Genomic DNA, 21,781 nt, shown 5'->3' with positions numbered 1-21,781 from the left:
CCTTATACAAAGCGATAGTCGAGAGTGATTTTACGTAATATGGCATCATTAATAATGCCCATATCTTGGTGAGTGGTTAACACCACACACCCTCCCGATTGGGCGTGTTGAATAAAAAGTTGTTCTAGTTCTTCAACACCTTTTTTATCAATCGCGGTAAATGGTTCATCGAGGATCCATATCTTACAGTTACTATGCTGTAACCTTGCTAATGCAGTTCGTCGATGTTGCCCCGCAGATAAGTGGCCCGCAAGAGCTTCTTCAAAACCCGCTAAATTCACTTTCTCTAAAATCTCTGTGGTATCAAAATCATCATAACCACTAATTCTTAAATTGAAATTAAGGTTTTCTTCCGCTGTAAGCTCACTTTTTACTCCAGCTAAATGTCCAAGGTACAAAAGGTCGAGATTAAATTCGTCTCTACATCGATTGATGTTTTCGCCATTATATTCAACTTCACCTGCATATGGGCGTGATAAACCAGCAATAATACGCAATAGACTGGTTTTTCCAGCACCATTAGGACCTTCAATTTGGACAATATCACCGGCATTGATATTAAAACTAAGTTCATCAAATAAAATGCGTTCTTCCCGAATACAGGTTAATTCGTTGGCACTTAATAGTACTTGTGATTGGTTTGATATAGTCACTTATCCCTCTTAATTTACGCGTGAGGATGAATTCAAAAAGATATTAACACAAACACTTTTATCGGTTTAGTGTTGCTACTGATTAAGTGTTAGCAATTTGATATGGTTCCAAAATAATGAATCTAGTTTGAACTTTTTTAACAATTACTAATATATTACCTGAACTACACAGATTGTCTTAATTTAGGGACTAAGCTGAGATTGTTATCACAAAAAGATGAGTTTTTTTGCTATTTGTAGTAACCTAGTGTTGCTAAAATGAGTCTGCCTTCTAAATCAAAGGGCGGCGTTAAGCTTTGTATATTTGCAATTAGGAACGTTAAACATGAAAAAATTGTTAGCAATGACTGCAGTAGCTGCACTAACTTTGTCTGCAAATGTATTTGCTCAAGAAGGTGAAGCTGTATTTAATAAAGCGTGTCAAGTATGTCATACAATGGGTGTGGCCGGTGCGCCTAAAGCTCATGATGCTGCGGCATGGGAACCACGCCTAGCGAAAGGTTTAGATACCTTAGTAGGTTCAGTTAAGTCTGGTTTAAATGCAATGCCACCAGGTGGTATGTGTACTGACTGTACTGATGAAGATTACAAAAACGCAATTCAGTTTATGTCCAAGTAATTTTCAATTAGATCAAAAAACCGGCTTAATAGCCGGTTTTTTTATGGGGAAATATGAGTAATGTTAACCTATAACATCACTCATATTGATCGTTGTTACTGTACTAAGGTATCTAGTATTAGTACAGCATTTCCACCCACTTTGACAGCTTTAACCATACCTTTTAAATCGCCTGATTGTGGTTTAACGCTGCCATTCTTAGACAATACAGCAATGACTTCTACTTCTTGTGCTGAACTTAGTGTTACATCGCCACCCATTGAGGTACTGTCATCTAGAGTAATCGTCATCGGTAAACTACTTGCACTAATCTTAGTTGCAGCTAATGGTACTTTCGGACCTTGAGTTGAACGAGCGAAAATAAAGACCGTATCTGTATCTGCTACTTTATCAGCTAAATCCGGTGAAATAGATATTTCAATGGCTACAGTTTTTTCATTGTTAGCTATAACAGATTTGTGATTGGCATCATTAGGCATTGCACTTGAATCTTCACCAAGGCGCATATTAGCAGACTGAATTGCGTTCATTAATGCAGTTCTATCAACATCATCACGGTCACTGTCTAAGATCATTTGCCAAGCATCAATAGCTTTCTTGTAGTTTGCGGTAAAGAACGCATCCATACCTACGAGAAGTAGTGTAGAAGGGTCTTGTGGGTCTAACGCTAAAGATTGATCAATTATAGCTTGAATCGCCGGTGACATCTGTTGATTAGCTTTATAATACAAAGCTGTTGCTTTAGGCCCGAGAAGTTCAGCCTGAGTGCCCACGAGTTCCATGACTTTATCAAATGCAGAAATCGCTTTATCATATTGGTTAGCAGAAATATAAGCATGACCAAGACTAAACCAAGCTTGGCTATCGTCTGGCTGCGCTTGCACTTTGGCTTCCATCATCTGTACTTGTTGCGACATAATTTGCCCCGCGTCCATACCTTGATGCGGGTTACTTGCCTGTGGTGGATTAGCTAATTCGTCGTAAGCACCAAGTTGTTGATATAAATAACCAGATATCGCTAGCAAGCAAAAGGTCATAAAAACAGGCCACAAAGCACTTTTAGGCTTCATTTCGACATCAAGAGAGTCATCCCCCTTCTGTTGCATGTCTTGAAGCAGATTTATTTCAAGCTCTTTTTTTAATGCATCAAATTCGACTTGATCTAAATGTTCGTTGTGTAATTCTTTTTCAAGTATAGCTAAACGTTCTGCATATAGTTCAAGGTTAGTTTGTCTACGAACGCCAGACTCTTCAGCTTGTAACAGCTTTGTCTGGCGAAAATGCGGAACCCAAATCATGATTAGGCCGATAACTACGACAAGCGCAATAAAAATCCAAAATGTGGTCATGGTGTCAATATTCACTTTTAGGTTAACTGAGAAAACGGTATATACCGCCGTGCTTGGAAACTTGATTATACGTAAAGATTATTCATTGAACAGTAATATAAGAAAAGATATGAATCCAAATCCTGAGAGTTGCGTACTGGTTCACATATTGAATACTTGGTCTAACTAATGGTTAAACTTTACAGAGGTAAATTTGTCAGATAGGTAGTTAAAAGTTTTTGTTTTGATCAAATCGATGTTCATAATGAGACTAGTGACCCAATTTTGTACGAAAATGGCAGACAGAAGCCATAGCAAGTTTTAGAATGCGTTAAAATTCGTTTAAGCTAATGTGCGTATATTAGTTTCATCGCATAAATTAGTACTGCCGTGATTTGTTTGTTTCAAATCCGCTCATCTTTTAGACTAAGGAATACCCATGATCCCAGAACTTGGACATTTCTCGCTAATTCTCGGTTTGGCTTTTGCCCTACTGTTAGCGACCGTACCGTTATATGGTGCCGCTCGTAAAGACCAGTATCTCGTTCGTTATGCTTGGCCACTGACATATGGAATGTTTTTCTTCATCACTCTATCGGTTATCGCACTCGGATACAGCTTTGCTGTTGATGATTTCTCTGTGGCTTATGTTGCACATCATTCCAACTCCGAACTACCTATATTCTTCAAAATTGCTGCTGTGTGGGGTGGTCATGAAGGGTCATTGTTATTCTGGGTCTTCGCATTATCTGTATGGACAGCATCTGTTGCACTATTCAGTAAAGGTTTAGAAGAAGTATTTACTGCTAGGGTATTATCAATACTAGCAATGATTGTCGTCGGCTTTAGTTTATTCATGATACTTACATCAAGCCCATTTGAACGACTATTCCCTATACCTCTAGAAGGGCGAGACTTAAACCCAATGTTGCAAGATGTTGGCTTAATTTTCCATCCGCCGATGCTATATCTAGGATATGTAGGTTTTTCTGTCTGTTTCGCTTTCGCTATTGCAGCGTTAATGAGTGGCAGACTTGACTCTGCATGGGCCCGTTGGAGTCGTCCTTGGACATTAGCTGCTTGGATATTTTTAACCGGTGGTATTTCATTAGGTTCTTGGTGGGCGTATTACGAATTAGGTTGGGGCGGTTGGTGGTTCTGGGACCCAGTTGAAAATGCTTCATTTATGCCTTGGTTAGTTGGTACTGCACTCGTGCACTCGTTAATTGTGACTGAAAAACGTGGTGCATTCCGTAACTGGACTGTATTGCTATCTATTTTCGCATTCTCATTAAGTTTACTTGGTACCTTTATTGTACGTTCGGGCGTGTTAACGTCAGTGCATTCATTCGCTGCTGACCCTAGTCGTGGTTTATTCATCCTATTGTTATTGGGTATTGCTATTGGTGGATCGTTAACACTATTTGCATTCCGTGCCAGTGAAATGAGTAGTCCAGCACGATTTGAACTAAAATCGAAAGAAACCTTGCTGCTGATTTGTAACGTATTACTGACTGTTGCAGCGGGTACCGTATTACTCGGTACACTTTACCCACTACTTATTGATGCATTGGGTATGAGCAAGATTTCGGTTGGCCCTCCATATTTTAATGCCGTATTTGTGCCTATTGTATTAGTCTTATTTGGCTTTATGGGTATTGGTCCAATTATACGTTGGAAGAAATCTAAACCTGGTGAAATCAAAAGACAGTTACTTGTCCCAGCTATCATAGCGTTAGTTGTGGGTGTTGCTGCTCCTTTTGTTGCAGGCGGCGAGTTTAACGCTTGGGTAATGTGTGGTGTCGGTGCGACAACGTGGATAATGCTAGCTACTCTACGTGCAGCTTATAATATGGTGAGTAATAAAGACGGAAGCATCAGTCTTAATAAAATGGGACGCAGCCAATTAGGGATGCTCTTCGCTCACTTTGGTATTGCCGTCTCTGTTTTAGGTGCCACTATGGTGTCTAATTATTCAATCGAAAAAAGCGTACGTATGGGACCTGGTATTAGTCAGGAACTGGCTGGTTATACATTTAAGTATTTAGAAACTAAAAATGTTGTCGGTCCTAACTATACTGCGAAGCAAGGTCAGATTGAGGTTTATAAAGATGATGAATTACTCACTTTATTAAAGCCTGACCGTCGTCAATATAACGTACGTACTATGGATATGACCGAAGCTGGCATTGATTGGGGATTATTCCGAGATCTCTATGTCACTATGGGTGATCCGATTAGCTTAACTGAGTTTGCAGTACGCCTTAATTACAAACCTTTTGTTCGTTGGTTGTGGTTTGGTTCAATCTTTATGATGATTGGGGGCTTCCTCGCAGCGTCAGATAAGCGCTATCGTGTGAAGCAAGTCGCTACAGTAAATGCAGTAAAAGAAAAACTAGCGACAGCTTAATTAACTCGGAGACATTATGAAGAAGTTAGTTCTGTTTATACCTTTGGTCATATTTTTGGTTATGGGTGTATTTTTATACCAGGGGTTATTTCTTAATCCTAAGGTGCTCGATTCTGCATTAGAAGGAAAGCCATTACCGGCTTTCCAACTTGAGCGTTTAGAAGTGCCTAGTGAACTTGTCACTGAGAAAGATCTTCCAGCAAAAGTGTCTATGCTGAACTTTTGGGCGACTTGGTGTCCAGCATGTAAATATGAACATCCTTATTTACTGATGTTATCTAAACGTAACATATTGCCTATTTACGGCATCAATTACCGCGACGAGCGTGCATTAGCGGTAAAAGAGTTAAGGACTCAAGGCGACCCATATACCATGAACCTCTTTGACGTAAATGGTCGAATGGGTTTAGATCTTGGAGTTTATGGTGCTCCCGAAACATTTATTGTTGATCATAACGGTATTATTCGATATCGCTATGCAGGACCAATAGATCAAACGGTTTGGACACAAACTTTGTATCCGATGATTCAGCAATTACAGGCTGAAGCTAAAATAGATGGAGCATCGTAATGAAAATTATCACTCATTTTTTACTCGGTTGCGCGAGTCTATTATTTGCTGGGTCTGTTATGGCTACACCAGTAGATACTTACGAGTTTAAATCTGTAGAGAATCAGGAAAGAGCATTGGCACTCTCGGACCAATTACGTTGTCCACAATGTCAGAATCAAAACTTGGTCGATTCAAACTCTCCAGTTGCGAAAGATTTACGTCTTGAAGTATACAAGATGGTTGATGGCGGGAAATCTGATGATGAAATTATCAATTTTATGACCAGTCGCTATGGTAATTTTGTTTTGTATAAACCAAAGTTAGATTCTGAAACGTATATTCTATGGCTTGGTCCATTCGGTTTACTTATTTTGGGTCTTTTTATTGGTTTTATCTTTGTACGGAAACAACGTATCCAAGAATCTGAATCAACAACCTTATCGACAGAGCAGCAGGCTGAGTTGGATGCACTTTTAAATAATGATAAGACAACTAAGTAAACAATGGAGTATTAACCTTGAAACAGTGGTTTGCAATTATCTTCAGTAGCTTCTTTCTTATTGGTATTATAAGCGTGGCTAATGCATACCCTGGTATGCAGGCTGCCGCAGAGCAAACCTCTGAATCAACCCTTGAGCGGATTAATGTACTACCACAGCCATTTCCAGTTGCTTTAGTCGATTTTACTGACCTCGTAGGTGAGTCTGTCAATTTTGAGCAATATAAAGGAAAAGTGGTAGTTGTTAATCTTTGGGCTACTTGGTGTCCTCCATGTGTTAGAGAGCTCCCTGCATTACATCGCTTAAATCAAACGCTCAATGCTGAACAATTTGCATTAGTGCCGATTTCAATTGATGCTGAAGCGGCAAAGATTGTACAGCCATTTTTAGCTGACTTAGGTTTATCGGCTTTTGATTCTTACTTTGATCCACACCAACAACTACGTGATGTATTTCCACTCGACACAATACCTGCAACATTTATCTTAAATGAGCAAGGTGAGCTGGTGGCCTATGTTCGTTCATACGTTGATTGGGATGATGAAAATGCCATAACGTTTTTGTCTCAATTCAGCACAAAGTATAAAAAGCACAATAAATAAGCAAAAATAAAATTAAAAAGAATAAAAGGATCGCTATTGGTGAAAAGATCGCCAAGCGATCCTTTTTTATTAAAAAAGGGGTTGCACTAAATCTTGTGTTGCCTATAATGCGCATCCACTGACACGGCAGACAGCGCAAGCGGTCACCGGGTTAGGTTGAATTAAGTGCTTCAAAACACTGAGTTCAGCAGCGAAAAGAAAGTTTGAAAAAACACTTGACGCCAACACGGGGAAGCGTAAAATACGCACCCCAAGCCAACGACCTAGCGTCTTAGGCTGCTAACATGAAAGACTTAAACTTCTTCATAGTGAGCAACGTTCTTTAACAATCTAAACAAGAAATCTGTGTGGACATTCACAGGTATTGAGTTATTCGAAATTGTCTTCTGTTCTTCGGAATGTTGGCAATCAAAAAATTTCAACTCAATGCAACGATGAATGTTCATAGCAATATGTAACAAGCATTTTATAGATTCTTCCGAGTTTATAAGGTGTAAATCAGAATTCATTGAGCCGAGATATTCCTAACAGAGTATTTCAAAAAACTTTAATTGAAGAGTTTGATCATGGCTCAGATTGAACGCTGGCGGCAGGCCTAACACATGCAAGTCGAGCGGTAACAGAGAGGAAGCTTGCTTTCTTTGCTGACGAGCGGCGGACGGGTGAGTAATGCCTAGGGATCTGCCCAGTCGAGGGGGATAACAGTTGGAAACGACTGCTAATACCGCATACGCCCTACGGGGGAAAGGAGGGGACCTTCGGGCCTTTCGCGATTGGATGAACCTAGGTGGGATTAGCTAGTTGGTGAGGTAATGGCTCACCAAGGCGACGATCCCTAGCTGTTCTGAGAGGATGATCAGCCACACTGGGACTGAGACACGGCCCAGACTCCTACGGGAGGCAGCAGTGGGGAATATTGCACAATGGGGGAAACCCTGATGCAGCCATGCCGCGTGTGTGAAGAAGGCCTTCGGGTTGTAAAGCACTTTCAGTAGGGAGGAAAGGTAGCGTGTTAATAGCACGCTGCTGTGACGTTACCTACAGAAGAAGGACCGGCTAACTTCGTGCCAGCAGCCGCGGTAATACGAGGGGTCCGAGCGTTAATCGGAATTACTGGGCGTAAAGCGTACGCAGGCGGTTCATTAAGCTAGATGTGAAATCCCCGGGCTCAACCTGGGAATTGCATTTAGAACTGGTGAACTAGAGTCTTGTAGAGGGGGGTAGAATTTCAGGTGTAGCGGTGAAATGCGTAGAGATCTGAAGGAATACCGGTGGCGAAGGCGGCCCCCTGGACAAAGACTGACGCTCATGTACGAAAGCGTGGGGAGCAAACAGGATTAGATACCCTGGTAGTCCACGCCGTAAACGATGTCTACTCGGAGTTTGGTGACTTAGTCACTGGGCTCCCAAGCTAACGCATTAAGTAGACCGCCTGGGGAGTACGGCCGCAAGGTTAAAACTCAAATGAATTGACGGGGGCCCGCACAAGCGGTGGAGCATGTGGTTTAATTCGATGCAACGCGAAGAACCTTACCTACTCTTGACATCCACAGAAGCCGGAAGAGATTCTGGTGTGCCTTCGGGAACTGTGAGACAGGTGCTGCATGGCTGTCGTCAGCTCGTGTTGTGAAATGTTGGGTTAAGTCCCGCAACGAGCGCAACCCCTATCCTTATTTGCCAGCACGTAATGGTGGGAACTCTAGGGAGACTGCCGGTGATAAACCGGAGGAAGGTGGGGACGACGTCAAGTCATCATGGCCCTTACGAGTAGGGCTACACACGTGCTACAATGGCGTATACAGAGGGTTGCAAAGCCGCGAGGTGGAGCTAATCTCACAAAGTACGTCGTAGTCCGGATTGGAGTCTGCAACTCGACTCCATGAAGTCGGAATCGCTAGTAATCGTAGATCAGAATGCTACGGTGAATACGTTCCCGGGCCTTGTACACACCGCCCGTCACACCATGGGAGTGGGCTGCAAAAGAAGTGGGTAGTTTAACCTTCGGGAGAACGCTCACCACTTTGTGGTTCATGACTGGGGTGAAGTCGTAACAAGGTAGCCCTAGGGGAACCTGGGGCTGGATCACCTCCTTACCTATACGACTAACTCAATACCTAAAAGTGCAGAGATGCATGTGAGTGTTCACACAGATTACTTGTTAACTTCTTCGGAAGTAGAGTGAAATGCGCCGCGAGCCGGTTAGCATTGTTCTTTAACAATTTGGAAAGCTGATAGTACTAACTAAAGGCGCATAGATGATAATTCGTTGTCGTTTGTGTGATTACGTTAGTGCGAAAAATATTACTGATGCGAAAGCATCAGTATCTTGAGTTCTCAAAACACTGTTTAAGTGTCTTGAATATTCTAAAAACTAAGGCGAGTCCACTTCCTACCCTGGAGGTGAGACAAGTAAAAACCAGCTAGTTGCGATATAACGCAGGTGGTTCACGCAAGTGAAACTCATTTGGGTTGTATGGTTAAGTGACTAAGCGTATACGGTGGATGCCTTGGCAGTCAGAGGCGATGAAGGACGTAATAACTTGCGAAAAGCGTTGGCGAGCTAGTAATAAGCATTTGAGCTAACGATATCCGAATGGGGAAACCCAGCAGCATAAGCTGTTATCACTACATGAATACATAGTGTAGTGAGGCAAACCCGGGGAACTGAAACATCTAAGTACCCGGAGGAAAAGAAATCAACCGAGATTCCCCTAGTAGCGGCGAGCGAACGGGGATTAGCCCTTAAGTCTATGGGGTGTTAGTGGAATGTGTTGGAAAGCACAGCGGCACAGGGTGATAGCCCCGTACATGAAAACTAACCATAGATGAAAACGAGTAAGGCGGGACACGTGACATCCTGTTTGAATATGGGGGGACCATCCTCCAAGGCTAAATACTCCTGACTGACCGATAGTGAACCAGTACCGTGAGGGAAAGGCGAAAAGAACCCCTGTGAGGGGAGTGAAATAGAACCTGAAACCGTGTACGTACAAGCAGTGGGAGCGGTTCTTGAGACCGTGACTGCGTACCTTTTGTATAATGGGTCAGCGACTTACGTTTTGTAGCGAGGTTAAGCGAATAGCGGAGCCGTAGGGAAACCGAGTGTTAACTGCGCGTTTAGTTGCAAGGCGTAGACCCGAAACCGAGTGATCTAGCCATGGGCAGGTTGAAGGTTGAGTAACATCAACTGGAGGACCGAACCGACTTATGTTGAAAAATGAGCGGATGACTTGTGGCTGGGGGTGAAAGGCCAATCAAACTCGGAGATATCTGGTTCTCCTCGAAAGCTATTTAGGTAGCGCCTCGAGCGAATACCATTGGGGGTAGAGCACTGTTAAGGCTAGGGGGTCATCCCGACTTACCAACCCTTTGCAAACTCCGAATACCAATGAGTACTACTCGGGAGACAGACAGCGGGTGCTAACGTCCGTTGTCAAAAGGGAAACAACCCAGACCGTCAGCTAAGGTCCCAAAGTGTATGTTAAGTGGGAAACGATGTGGGAAGGCTTAGACAGCTAGGATGTTGGCTTAGAAGCAGCCATCATTTAAAGAAAGCGTAATAGCTCACTAGTCGAGTCGGCCTGCGCGGAAGATTTAACGGGGCTAAACATACCACCGAAGCTACGGGTGCATGCCATTAGGTGTGCGCGGTAGAGGAGCGTTCTGTAAGCGGTTGAAGGTGAAGGGGTAACCCACACTGGACGTATCAGAAGTGCGAATGCTGACATGAGTAACGATAAAGGGAGTGAAAAACTCCCTCGCCGAAAGACCAAGGGTTCCTGTCCAACGTTAATCGGGGCAGGGTGAGTCGACCCCTAAGGTGAGGCCGAAAGGCGTAATCGATGGGAAACAGATTAATATTTCTGTACTTTTGCTAACTGCGATGGAGAGACGGAGAAGGCTAGGCTAGCGCGGCGTTGGTAGTCCGCGTTTAAGGTAGTAGGCTGTATTCTTAGGCAAATCCGGGAATACGTACTTAAATGTACAGGTTGAGAGCTGATGACGAGTCACTAAGGTGATGAAGTAGTTGATGCCATGCTTCCAGGAAAATCTTCTAAGCTTCAGGTTAGTAGAAATCGTACCCCAAACCGACACAGGTGGTCGGGTAGAGAATACCAAGGCGCTTGAGAGAACTCGGCTGAAGGAACTAGGCAAAATGGTACCGTAACTTCGGGAGAAGGTACGCTGCTGTCGGTGATGGGACTTGCTCCCTAAGCTGACGGCAGTCGCAGATACCAGGTGGCTGCAACTGTTTATCAAAAACACAGTACTGTGCAAAATCGCAAGATGACGTATACGGTATGACGCCTGCCCGGTGCCGGAAGGTTAATTGATTGGGTTATCTTCGGAGAAGCTCATGATCGAAGCCCCGGTAAACGGCGGCCGTAACTATAACGGTCCTAAGGTAGCGAAATTCCTTGTCGGGTAAGTTCCGACCTGCACGAATGGCGTAATGATGGCCACGCTGTCTCCAGCCGAGACTCAGTGAAGTTGAAATTGCGGTGAAGATGCCGTATACCCGCGGCTAGACGGAAAGACCCCGTGAACCTTTACTATAGCTTGGCACTGAACATTGAACCTACATGTGTAGGATAGGTGGGAGACTTTGAAACTTTGACGCTAGTCAGAGTGGAGTCAATCTTGAAATACCACCCTTGTAGTTTTGATGTTCTAACCGCGGCCCCTTATCGGGGTTCGGGACAGTGCCTGGTGGGTAGTTTGACTGGGGCGGTCTCCTCCCAAAGAGTAACGGAGGAGCACGAAGGTTGGCTAAGTACGGTCGGACATCGTACGGTTAGTGCAATGGCATAAGCCAGCTTAACTGCGAGACATACACGTCGAGCAGGTACGAAAGTAGGTCATAGTGATCCGGTGGTTCTGAATGGAAGGGCCATCGCTCAACGGATAAAAGGTACTCCGGGGATAACAGGCTGATACCGCCCAAGAGTTCATATCGACGGCGGTGTTTGGCACCTCGATGTCGGCTCATCACATCCTGGGGCTGAAGTCGGTCCCAAGGGTATGGCTGTTCGCCATTTAAAGTGGTACGCGAGCTGGGTTCAGAACGTCGTGAGACAGTTCGGTCCCTATCTGCCGTGGGCGTTGGATGATTGAAGGAAGCTGCTCCTAGTACGAGAGGACCGGAGTGGACGAACCGCTGGTGTTCGGGTTGTTATGCCAATAGCATTGCCCGGTAGCTACGTTCGGAATCGATAACCGCTGAAAGCATCTAAGCGGGAAGCGAGTCCTAAGATGAGTCATCCCTAGAGCTTTAAGCTCTCTAAAGGGCCGTAGGAGACTACTACGTTGATAGGCAAGGTGTGTAAGCGTTGTGAGGCGTTGAGCTAACTTGTACTAATGACCCGTGAGGCTTAACCATACAACCCAGATGGGTTTTACTGACCTTAGTGTTAGAATAGAGCGCTTAAGCAGTGCGAGACCTCAAGTAAGCTTTAATAAAGCATAATCAGCTTTCCGAATTATTATTTAATGCATTAAGAAAAATGCGTTAGATAAGCAAAATTTGTCTGGAAACCATAGAGCTGTGGCACCACCTGATCCCATTCCGAACTCAGAAGTGAAACACAGTATCGCCGATGGTAGTGTGGGGTCTCCCCATGTGAGAGTAGGTCATTTCCAGGCGCCTAATAACTCGAAAGAGTAGCTTCAATATGAAGCGAGTCTCCTAGCCATGACACGTTAGCGACTTAAAAAGTATTTAGCATCGTGCGTAAGCAATTTGCTAAAGGAGCGGTAGTTCAGTTGGTTAGAATACCGGCCTGTCACGCCGGGGGTCGCGGGTTCGAGTCCCGTCCGCTCCGCCAATTACATCGAAGCCTCGTCATTAGACGAGGCTTTTTTGTATCTGAAATAAACAAGGTATCAGCTTAGCCGAGTCATTTTTAGTTATCACCAAGCGACTTAACTCATATGTGCAAAGCACTCGGGTTAGCGCCATGTTACCTCGGCCAGTTACATCGAAGCCTTGTCTTAAGCTGTGGCTATTTTGTCTTACAGAGTTACACCCTCGATTGAACCTTAATTGTCCCCATATTAGCGTTTTAAATTAATTAATAAATTATCTCCTTTTTAGCATGTTATGTAAGGATCTTCTCATAAAGAGAGTATCGTTATATTTTATGTACGTATCTGATTTTTAATAATTTATTTTTCTTTTTAAAGGGCTTTATCAGCTTCTTCCATACATTGATTAAAGCTTCGGTCTTACAACCAATTAAGAAAAATCTCCAAAAAATTAATCTACGAAAGAATATGTTGAGGGACAGATAAGACTGTAAGGTATTCATTGTCTGATAAAAAGTGTCCAAGTCTGTTTTTGTGATTAGTTATGGCAATTTATGACAGGTTTAGTGTTGAAAAATACCTTTATGCTTGCTATTGATTTATAAGTTACTTAAGTTAGCAGCTATTGAATATGCTTTAAGAATTAAGCTGATGATATTTAGGATACTCTTTATTTATTTGCTTAATATATTATTGTTGAGAGGCACACATGAAGTTAGAAATGATTTGCACTGGTGAAGAGGTCTTGTCTGGCCAGATAGTCGATACTAATGCAGCTTGGGTTGCTAATACCATGATGGAATTGGGTATAGAAATGCAATATCGAGTGACGGTTGGTGATCGAATGGATGATCTGGTTGCTGTATTTCAAGAACGCAGTAAGCACGCAGATGTAATTATTGTAAATGGTGGTTTGGGGCCAACCAGCGATGATATGTCCGCATTAGCCATGGCTAATGCTAAGGGTGAAGACCTTGTTGAGAATGTTGAATGGCGTGAACATTTAGAAGACTGGTTTAGTCGAAACAATCGCGTTATGGCCAAAAGTAATTTAAAACAAGCTTGGTTACCCGCTTCTGCAGTAATGGTTGATAATCCTGTAGGTACCGCATGTGGTTTTAGAGTAAAGCTGAATAATGCTTGGTTGTTTTTTACACCTGGTGTGCCATTTGAATTAAAGCACATGATTACCGAGCAGTTTATTCCATTTATTACAGAAGAGTTTGGTATTCAACAAAAGTCTGCTTTAGAAAAACTACTGACTATCGGCCATGGCGAGTCATCATTAGCCGATACACTGTCAGAGATCACTTTACCGGCAGGGATAGAGTTAGGCTATCGCTCTTCAATGCCACATATTGAAATTAAGATATTCGCACGTGGTGATAAAGCTATACGTCAATTACCAGATGTAACCAAGCAGGTTAAAGCCTTATTGGGCTGTGCGGTTGTTGCTGAGAATCGAGCAACATTGTCTGAAGAGATCCATCATCGTTTATACCAGTCCGGTTTAAGTCTTAGTGTGGCAGAGTCTTGTACTGGTGGCATGATCACCAGTCAATTAATCGATTTTGCCGGAAGTTCATCATACTTGCATCATGGATTAGTGACTTACAGTAATGAGTCTAAAGTGAAGGTATTAGGCGTTAATCCACAGATTTTAGATGATCATGGTGCAGTGTCTATTCCTACCGTTGAAGCAATGGCACAAGGTGTAAGAGGGATCTTAGACAGTGATTTTGCGTTAGCCACTAGCGGTATTGCTGGCCCTGATGGAGGAACCGATGACAAACCTGTAGGGACCGTTGCAATAGCATTGGCAACTAAACACGGGGTATACAGCCAAATGGTGAAATTGCCAAAGCGGTCACGTCAGCTTGTGAGGAGCATGAGTACGGCAATCGCTTACGATATGCTTCGCCGCGCATTGTTTGAAGAAGCCGTTATTGTTGATTACCCGTCAATTCCTCGGTTCGCAAAGTAAATCTATATTTGTCTAGCTTGTTTGCCCTGAGAGTAAGCAAGTTAGATTTAATGACCAAACTTGCGGATACTTTAGATAAGTAATATTGCGAGGATATTAATATTTTAGATAACAACCACTTAATGCATATTCGCTTGGATAAAGACACCTGGTTCACTCATTATGCCAGTGGTCATCACGCCGATGTTATTGTGGGACTGTAGTGACAACATCATAAAGGTCAATTTGATGTTGCTTCATGCCATTTAGGTCCTGTTTAGGTGGCACTCTTAATAGGCTTATTTTCTTACTTACCTGGACAACTTCTAAATATGTTGCTTCATTTGGTGGCATCAATGTAGTTAAAATACTTTGATTCAATGGGATATTTTTAAGTTTAATGTGCTTAAAAATATCGCCTGTTTTTACCCCATGCAATGTACCAATATTAATGGTGATAAATGCATCATCTTTATTAATTACCTTGGCTTTTGTCGCCTCGCAACTCAGCGTCTCATTAATGTCCTTTGCCGCCTTGAAGAGCGTATCAACAATGGTTTGTCCATATTCACTTCGCCAAAAAAGACTGTTAGATAAATCGACTCGGTTAAATGAATTGAAACTCCAACCTCCTTCTCCGTGATATTCATTCTCTAATACAATACTGTCGCTGATCCTATCGTACATGAAGACTTTCATCGTAAAATTACGTTTAGGTGATGTTGTGCTATTGAGTAATCCTGATTTGGTTTCATTAAATAATCCTATGTCGCGTAGATAACCAAACACTAGATATTGACTCTGATATTGGCTGCTTAGTGCATGCGATATACGATTAACGGACCGTAAATTGACTGTATCCATGCTGGAATTTGGTTTAAACACCATTTGAGGTATGAGTTCTTCGACGAACACATTGGGTTGATTGATGAGCTCATTTTTAAAGCGTGATACGACATGAAAAGGGAGTGTATAAATATCACCTGCAGCCGCTTGTGCTGGTGTTAATAATGGAAATTGAGCAATAACCAGTTGTTTCTGATATTGATCTTTAGTGCAATTCAAACTCGTTTGTAGATTTACCTTAACATTAATCGTTAGTGTGTCATTGGTGACAGACTCATTTAGAATTTTTATCTCACTAATTTGGTGTTCTGATTGAATATTACTGGTGCTTTTACTCAAGATCCCATCAGAAACCGTGGTTTCAATTTTAATATAACTGCTTGCTTGTAATGAAGCATTCTCAATGGCTTGTTGGATAACTTTCTTTCGTATGTCATTGTAATCTTTACCATCAATAGGTGATGATGCTTGTCCTGTGTACCATTGAGCATACAAGGTTGATGGCATGAGGCATATTACTATAAGTAATAGAATTTTTGTCATGTCTTTACCCAAATATGTTGAGTAGTTTGCTGATCAATGACGGGTCTTGATTGTCTTGTTGTTCACCTTTAGCGCTGACTTCGATGATTGAATTGCCCACCATATTTGAGTTAATTGAGTGGTCTGATGCAATATCGGTTATTCTGATTTCACCTGAAAACCTAACGTACTCATCACCTTTATTGAGTTTGAGCCATTTTTCTCCAGCAACAATTAAATTTCCATTAGGCAGTTTTTCTCTAACCGAAACCGTGATGGTTCCAGATAAAGAGTTATTTTGATTACTTTCCGATGAGCTGTCGAAACTTTTTTCTTGCGTATAATCAGCACTTAGATTATCAGTATTAATGTTAATGTTGCCCGCTGTAATTGAAGGAGATAAAGCAAACTCATTAGAGTTATCTCTCTGATAGCTTACAGATTTTTTGGATGTCATTTCTTCATTTAATCTAATGAGGATCATGTCGCCAATTTCATAGCGATTATTATTTTGATAGATACTGTATATATTATTTGGGTTAAATAGTGATCCTGTAATTTGAGGGACTTGTTGAATATTATTATTTCGAACAGGACGGAATTGGGGATCTCCTTTAATCGCTTCCTCACTATTTTCTACTACATTCATAGTAGTATTTTCTTTTACGGGGCTTTTTATTTCAGCTACTTCTGTCGTTGAACAAGCGGAAATACAAGTTAGAAATAGTGGAAATATAATTATTTTAAATTTCATTATGATTATAAGTGAGATTATTGTGGCTTCATTTTATATTTAACTTTATCGTATTTCCTAAGAATTATTTGAATTCTTCTTTATTTTTACTTGGGTTTACCTGGGTTTACTCATATTTACATACATTTACTTTTATTTGATTATCATACATTATTAGTTGATTCTTAGATGTTTTCTATATAGTTTTACTAAATTTATATTATGAAGTTGTATATTGTGATCTTGATTGTAGAATCTATTTTGTAATTGCTGTATTGGGCCGGCAAGTATAATTAATAGTCAGTATTATTCTGTTTGGTATACGTTTTTTTGATAAGAGTGGTTGGTATATTTTAATTCAATATCAGTTTGTAATCGTTATTTTTCTCTCAGGCGTTGACTGATTTATATGGTTTTGTAAAATGCGGTTCGCCTAATTTTGATGTGGGTTGTATATTAAGTTAGAACCATAAATCTAAAAATTATATTAGTAAAATAATAACTTAAGTAGTCAGTTTTTAATAAGTTATTTTTTATTATAATGCTTAAGGTTAATACTCGATGTTTTATATTAGCCTTTTTACATATTATAGTGCATTAAATATACGCTGTTGCAGTGCTGTATTTATGATTTCTATTAGTTGAGATAATAAAATTGAGCTTAGTTAATAATTTAGATACGACAACAAGTAATGTCAATAATGTTATAAGTCAGTCGCAGCCGGCTGTTGATTCAAGTAATGAACAAAACAGTTTTGGGACAATACTTGAATCGTTATCATCTGGTGCAGATACCATCAGTACATCGTTAACATCACTCACTAATTTTGACATTCTTCCTGTCGATAGTTTTCAGAGTAAACTACTACTTGAAACTGGGCTCAGTGATGCAAACCTTTTATCATTAAATGTATCCGACGATCTGATTTCTCAAATGCAACAAGAGTTATTATCTTCCTTGCAGACAAGTATGATAAAAAATACTTCTGTAATGTCACCATCTTCAACGACTGAGTCAACAGAATCAATCGAAGGCATTACCACAACACCACAGGTAGAAGAGATTAGCGATTCAAGTGTTTTAGATGACATTTATACGTTTACATTTGGCGAGGATGGATTAGACCAAAATGATTTTTTTGATTCCATTAATGTGTTAAATCATATTCCTATAGTGTCTGATATCTATCAAATTTCTACAGACACCGACATAAGTCCGGTATCGAAACTCGTGGGTAGTATGCTCTATTCTGGTGCGATTGGAGTGGGTGTTACAGCGGTTGAAATGGGGCTAAATTATTTAACGGGCTATAACACCAAAGACATCGTTGCCGATACCGGATTACTTTTATCATTAACCGATGAGCAAGACGACAGTTAGCCTCCGCAACCATTAATACCAGCCCTAGAATAATACGGATGGGCTGAGATTATCTGCCGTTTTGTGCTGAGTTATATTTCAATAAAACTAAAATGAGCGAACGCTATCAATGATAAAATATCTAATCGTACTGTGCTTGTTTATTTCGGGGTGCAACTTACTTCAAGGTGAGTCCAGTCAGTATCGCCCTAGTGTTTTCCCTGTGTTAACAGCGGTGGGTTATGCGCCGATAGATCGTCAACCAGCAGAACTTCGCTCTGAGCAAATTTTAATGGCAATGGAGTCATCAAAGATTTTGGCTTACCGAGAGTTAGCTGAACAAGTATATGGCCTACAGCTTAATTCCAGCACAGCGGTTCGTGATTGGTCGATGAAAAGCAGTGATACAAAAATATTGGTTTCTGGGTTGATTAAAGGTGCCCGAGTCGTTAAAACGTACCCCGTGGATGGATTTTATGTCACCGAATTAGAGCTCGACTATAAGCTGGTTTGGGATTTATATGAGCAATCTGAAAGTCCGCAGCAAAATAGCATTTTAGTCATCGAACCTGTACAGAATTTTTAGACATTACTGAGCAATAATAAAAAAAGCACCTTAAGGTGCTTTTTTTAATTGCTGCGATAAACGTTAAAACTTCACTACTAATTTACCTTTTTGCACTGCTATCTCTTTGGTCATTTTAGCCATTAATGCTTGGTTACTGTCTCGAGTGTCAAGTGTGTACACTGGTTGATTTTCGAGATAATTACGCAAAAAGCCCATTAATTGTGGCGTCGCTTGGCTGATGTAACGTTCAATATCAGCAGGTTCTGACTCAACCTTGACTAAGTTTAGCTGACGAAGATAAACACTTTTAGTATTACTGTCATACCAAGGCACTGCTTCAAATGTCGTTTTTAGTTTGGCGTGTATCGGGAGTAATGGGTTATTCACCGTGATGACTGTTGCTGCTGTCACCGCCATAGTATTTGGCTTGGCGCCCAATACTACCTGCATATCATTTAGTTTAAGCGAGACTCCAATTAACCTGTTGCCTTGTTTTACCTCAAAATGCATATCTTTATTAAGATATTGCTCTATTTCTGACTCGGTGATGCTGTACTGACTGGCACAGCCAGTCAGTAGTAATAACAAACCAAGTCTAAGGGTTTTAACCAAGGTTATCATCCAGTGTTTCTCATTCCTGCTGCTACGCCGGCAATGGTCAGCATAAGTGCTAGTTGAACATCGGCAGATGGCTCAACTTCTCTACGTGTACGGGCTAATAGCTCGGTTTGTAAGAAGTTAAGTGGGTCGATGTATGGGTTACGTAATTTAACAGACTCACGACTCCAAGGAGTGTGTGCCATTAACTCTGTAGCCTGAGTTAATGATAATACCGCATCAATTCCTAATTGCAGGCGCTGACGTAGTTTTTCACCTAAATGATGTAGCTCTGGTTTGACTAAACATAGTTCGTAATACGCGGCTAGATGAGGCTCTGCTTTGGTGTAGACCATTTCTAGCATTGAAATACGGGTTTCAAAAAATGGCCATTGCTGTTCCATTTCACGAAGTAGTTCAAGCTCACCTCGATCTGCAGCGGCTTGCAAGGCTTCGCCAGCACCAAGCCAAGCGGGTAACATTAAGCGGTTTTGCGACCAAGCAAAAATCCACGGAATAGCACGTAAACTTTCAATACCGCCATCGACCTTACGTTTTGCAGGGCGACTGCCAAGAGGCAATTTCCCGAGTTCTACTTCGGGAGTGGCTGTTCTGAAGTACTCAACAAAGTCAGGCTCTTCACGAACAATACTGCGATAAGACTTTACAGACTCTTCAGCAATGCGTTGCATACAATCACGCCATGATTTTTTGGGCTCTGGTGGCGGTAATAGAGTTGCTTCTAATACGGCTGAGGTATATAGCGCTAAACTCTGTACCGCTAATTTTGGCAAACCAAACTTAAAGCGGATCATTTCGCCTTGTTCGGTTACGCGGATACGACCATCAACCGAACCTGGTGGTTGCGATAAAATGGCTTTATGAGCTGGTCCGCCCCCACGGCCGATTGAACCACCACGGCCATGGAATAGCATCAATTTAACGTCGGCTTTTTTACACACTGCAACTAACTGCTCCTGAGCACGATATTGCGCCCAAGCCGCAGCCATTACACCAGCATCTTTAGCTGAGTCAGAGTAACCAATCATCACTTCTTGCATGCCTTTAGTGTAACCTCGATACCAATCAATATTCAGTAGTGAAGTCATGCAATCGGCGGCACCCTCTAAGTCCGCTAGGGTTTCAAATAACGGTACTACACGCATTGGGTTAGTGCAGCCAGCTTCTTTTAATAGTAATAATACGGTTAATACATCAGATGGTTTACTCGCCATAGAGATAACATACGATCCTAAAGCATTGGCGGGTTGTTGGGCGACTAAATTACAGGTTCTCACAACTTCTGCTACGTCATCACTTGGTTGCCAATGTGTTGGGATCAATGGGCGCTTATTGGTTAATTCTCGTAGTAAAAACGCCTGTTTTTCATTCTCGTCCCAATGATTGTAATCGCCCATCCCCAAATAACGGGTGAGTTCGGCTATTACGTCGCTGTGGCGAGTTGCATCTTGGCGAATATCTAGGCGTAGCATGTGAATACCAAAACACGCTAAACGACGTAAAATGTCGAGTAACAGCCCATTGGCGATCAGCTTCATACCGCAATCGCACAAGCTTTTATAAAGTAGTTCAAGTGGCTCAAGTAAATCTGTTTTGTGCCAAATTAATTCGCGGGTATCAACGTCAGGTTTTTTACCTTCAAGACGAGCATTAAGGTAATCGATAGTGTTTCGTAATTGGCAACGTAATTTACGCAATACTTCGCGGTATGGTTCTTTGCTGTTGTCTGTTAATGCAGATAATTCAGCATTAGCTTGATCCATCGACAGTTCGCCAAGCAAAGTAACAATATCTTTTAAGTACAATCTTGCTGCAGCATGACGATTACGGTCTAACACTTCTTGGGTGACGGTTGACGTCACAAAAGGATTACCGTCGCGGTCACCGCCCATCCAGCTTGAAAATCTTACTGGAGAGACATCAATAGGCAATTGTTGACCAGTCTTTTGCTCAAGTTGATCATTGAGTTGACGTAAAAAATCAGGAATAGCCTGCCATAATGATGTTTCGATAGTGCTTAAACCCCAACGTGCTTCATCAACAGGGGTTGGGCGTTCGCTGCGGATCTCGTTGGTATGCCAAATTTGCGCTATAAGCTGACGAAGGCGCAGGGTACTTTGTTTACGCTCGCGATCAGTCAGTTGAGAATTTTCTTGCTCAGTTAAGCAATCTACTACCGCAGCGTATTTTTGAATTAACGTACGACGAGAAATTTCTGTTGGATGCGCGGTTAATACCAAATCAATGTCTAAGTTCTTTAAGCTCTTAATAACATCTTTTTTATCTAAATCGGTATCAAGCATGCGTCCAAGAAGTTGTTCTACTGGGTCGGGCACACAAACTAATTCATCGCAATTGCGGCTAATGGTGTGAAATTGTTCTGCAATGTTAGCTAAATTCAAAAATTGGTTGAAAGCTTTAGCGAAGGGAACCAGTTGTTCATCGGGTAAGGAAGTTAATAACGCTAACATTTGCTCTCGAGACGCTTCGTCACCTTGACGAGATTTTTTCGCTAAAATACGAATTTGTTCTACTTTTTCTAAAAATGCATCACCTAAATGATTCTGCATTGTCTCGCCTAATATCTGGCCTAAATGCCCCACATTTGATCGAAGTGACGCATACATATCTGCCGTTTGCTCTGTCATACCTACTCCCGAAAAAAGAACGATTTTGCCTATAGCTTACTTATAACAATACT

Annotated in this window: 14 protein-coding genes, 1 tRNA gene and 3 rRNA genes; 12 read left to right on the top strand and 6 right to left on the bottom strand. The window is 41.7% G+C overall.

The window, feature by feature from the left end:
- Window positions 1-2 precede the first annotated feature (2 nt).
- A complete protein-coding gene (gene ccmA / locus FCN25_RS08765) occupies window positions 3-653 on the bottom strand; it encodes a cytochrome c biogenesis heme-transporting ATPase CcmA (RefSeq protein ID WP_137223863.1) in 651 nt (216 codons plus the stop codon).
- A gap of 325 nt (window positions 654-978) precedes the next feature.
- On the opposite strand from ccmA, the gene FCN25_RS08760 reads away from it, so the two are divergent.
- A complete protein-coding gene (locus tag FCN25_RS08760; protein WP_137223861.1) occupies window positions 979-1,272 on the top strand; it encodes a cytochrome c5 family protein in 294 nt (97 codons plus the stop codon).
- Window positions 1,273-1,367: 95 nt separating this feature from the next.
- Here the strand turns inward: FCN25_RS08760 and ccmI are convergent, their stop codons facing one another.
- Window positions 1,368-2,621 carry a c-type cytochrome biogenesis protein CcmI gene (gene ccmI, locus FCN25_RS08755; protein WP_137223859.1) on the bottom strand — a complete coding sequence of 418 codons (1,254 nt, stop codon included), beginning with the start codon at window positions 2,619-2,621 and terminating at the stop codon, window positions 1,368-1,370.
- Between the two features lie 418 nt (window positions 2,622-3,039).
- Between ccmI and FCN25_RS08750 the strand changes: the two genes are divergently transcribed.
- The 9 genes from FCN25_RS08750 to FCN25_RS08710 all read left to right on the top strand — a co-directional run bounded on the left by FCN25_RS08750 (window position 3,040) and on the right by FCN25_RS08710 (window position 14,454).
- Window positions 3,040-5,010 carry a heme lyase CcmF/NrfE family subunit gene (locus FCN25_RS08750; protein WP_137223857.1) on the top strand — a complete coding sequence of 657 codons (1,971 nt, stop codon included), beginning with the start codon at window positions 3,040-3,042 and terminating at the stop codon, window positions 5,008-5,010.
- A 16-nt stretch (window positions 5,011-5,026) separates the two neighbouring features.
- Window positions 5,027-5,581 carry a DsbE family thiol:disulfide interchange protein gene (locus tag FCN25_RS08745; RefSeq protein ID WP_137223855.1) on the top strand — a complete coding sequence of 185 codons (555 nt, stop codon included), beginning with the start codon at window positions 5,027-5,029 and terminating at the stop codon, window positions 5,579-5,581.
- Entirely contained in the window at window positions 5,581-6,063 is a 483-nt protein-coding gene (gene nrfF, locus FCN25_RS08740) for a heme lyase NrfEFG subunit NrfF (protein ID WP_137223853.1), read from the top strand. Before FCN25_RS08745 ends, nrfF begins: the two co-directional genes overlap by 1 nt.
- Window positions 6,064-6,158: 95 nt before the next feature.
- Window positions 6,159-6,665 (top strand): TlpA disulfide reductase family protein, encoded by a 507-nt coding sequence (locus FCN25_RS08735; protein WP_254693767.1) that lies wholly within the window; start codon window positions 6,159-6,161, stop codon window positions 6,663-6,665.
- A gap of 548 nt (window positions 6,666-7,213) precedes the next feature.
- Window positions 7,214-8,758, top strand: a 16S ribosomal RNA gene (locus FCN25_RS08730).
- A 382-nt stretch (window positions 8,759-9,140) separates the two neighbouring features.
- Window positions 9,141-12,045 (top strand): 23S ribosomal RNA (locus tag FCN25_RS08725).
- 147 nt (window positions 12,046-12,192) lie between these two features.
- A 5S ribosomal RNA gene (gene rrf, locus FCN25_RS08720) occupies window positions 12,193-12,308 on the top strand.
- The 16S, 23S and 5S rRNA genes sit together here with 1 tRNA gene alongside, the layout of an rRNA operon.
- A gap of 105 nt (window positions 12,309-12,413) precedes the next feature.
- Window positions 12,414-12,490 (top strand) — tRNA-Asp (locus FCN25_RS08715).
- 689 nt (window positions 12,491-13,179) lie between these two features.
- Window positions 13,180-14,454 (top strand): CinA family nicotinamide mononucleotide deamidase-related protein, encoded by a 1,275-nt coding sequence (locus tag FCN25_RS08710; protein WP_137223851.1) that lies wholly within the window; start codon window positions 13,180-13,182, stop codon window positions 14,452-14,454.
- Between the two features lie 186 nt (window positions 14,455-14,640).
- Here FCN25_RS08710 and FCN25_RS08705 read toward each other — a convergent pair whose 3' ends face one another.
- Both FCN25_RS08705 and FCN25_RS08700 read right to left on the bottom strand, forming a co-directional pair.
- Window positions 14,641-15,822 carry a flagellar assembly protein T N-terminal domain-containing protein gene (locus tag FCN25_RS08705; protein WP_137223849.1) on the bottom strand — a complete coding sequence of 394 codons (1,182 nt, stop codon included), beginning with the start codon at window positions 15,820-15,822 and terminating at the stop codon, window positions 14,641-14,643.
- Between the two features lie 4 nt (window positions 15,823-15,826).
- A complete protein-coding gene (locus FCN25_RS08700; protein ID WP_175405845.1) occupies window positions 15,827-16,450 on the bottom strand; it encodes a flagellar basal body L-ring protein FlgH in 624 nt (207 codons plus the stop codon).
- Window positions 16,451-17,189: 739 nt separating this feature from the next.
- On the opposite strand from FCN25_RS08700, the gene FCN25_RS08695 reads away from it, so the two are divergent.
- Window positions 17,190-17,915, top strand: coding sequence for a hypothetical protein (locus tag FCN25_RS08695; protein ID WP_137223845.1), 726 nt, complete (start codon window positions 17,190-17,192; stop codon window positions 17,913-17,915).
- 109 nt (window positions 17,916-18,024) lie between these two features.
- Entirely contained in the window at window positions 18,025-18,480 is a 456-nt protein-coding gene (locus tag FCN25_RS08690; protein ID WP_137223843.1) for an LPP20 family lipoprotein, read from the top strand.
- A gap of 63 nt (window positions 18,481-18,543) precedes the next feature.
- On the opposite strand, the gene FCN25_RS08685 is transcribed toward FCN25_RS08690, so the two are convergent.
- Both FCN25_RS08685 and ppc read right to left on the bottom strand, forming a co-directional pair.
- Window positions 18,544-19,083, bottom strand: coding sequence for a DUF1439 domain-containing protein (locus FCN25_RS08685; protein WP_137223841.1), 540 nt, complete (start codon window positions 19,081-19,083; stop codon window positions 18,544-18,546).
- Entirely contained in the window at window positions 19,080-21,728 is a 2,649-nt protein-coding gene (gene ppc, locus FCN25_RS08680; protein WP_137223840.1) for a phosphoenolpyruvate carboxylase, read from the bottom strand. Before ppc ends, FCN25_RS08685 begins: the two co-directional genes overlap by 4 nt.
- Window positions 21,729-21,781: the final 53 nt, after the last annotated feature.

Source organism: Shewanella sp. MEBiC00475, assembly GCF_005234075.1.
GTDB lineage: Bacteria > Pseudomonadota > Gammaproteobacteria > Enterobacterales > Shewanellaceae > Shewanella > Shewanella polaris.
This window is presented reverse-complemented; position numbering and strand designations above follow the sequence as displayed.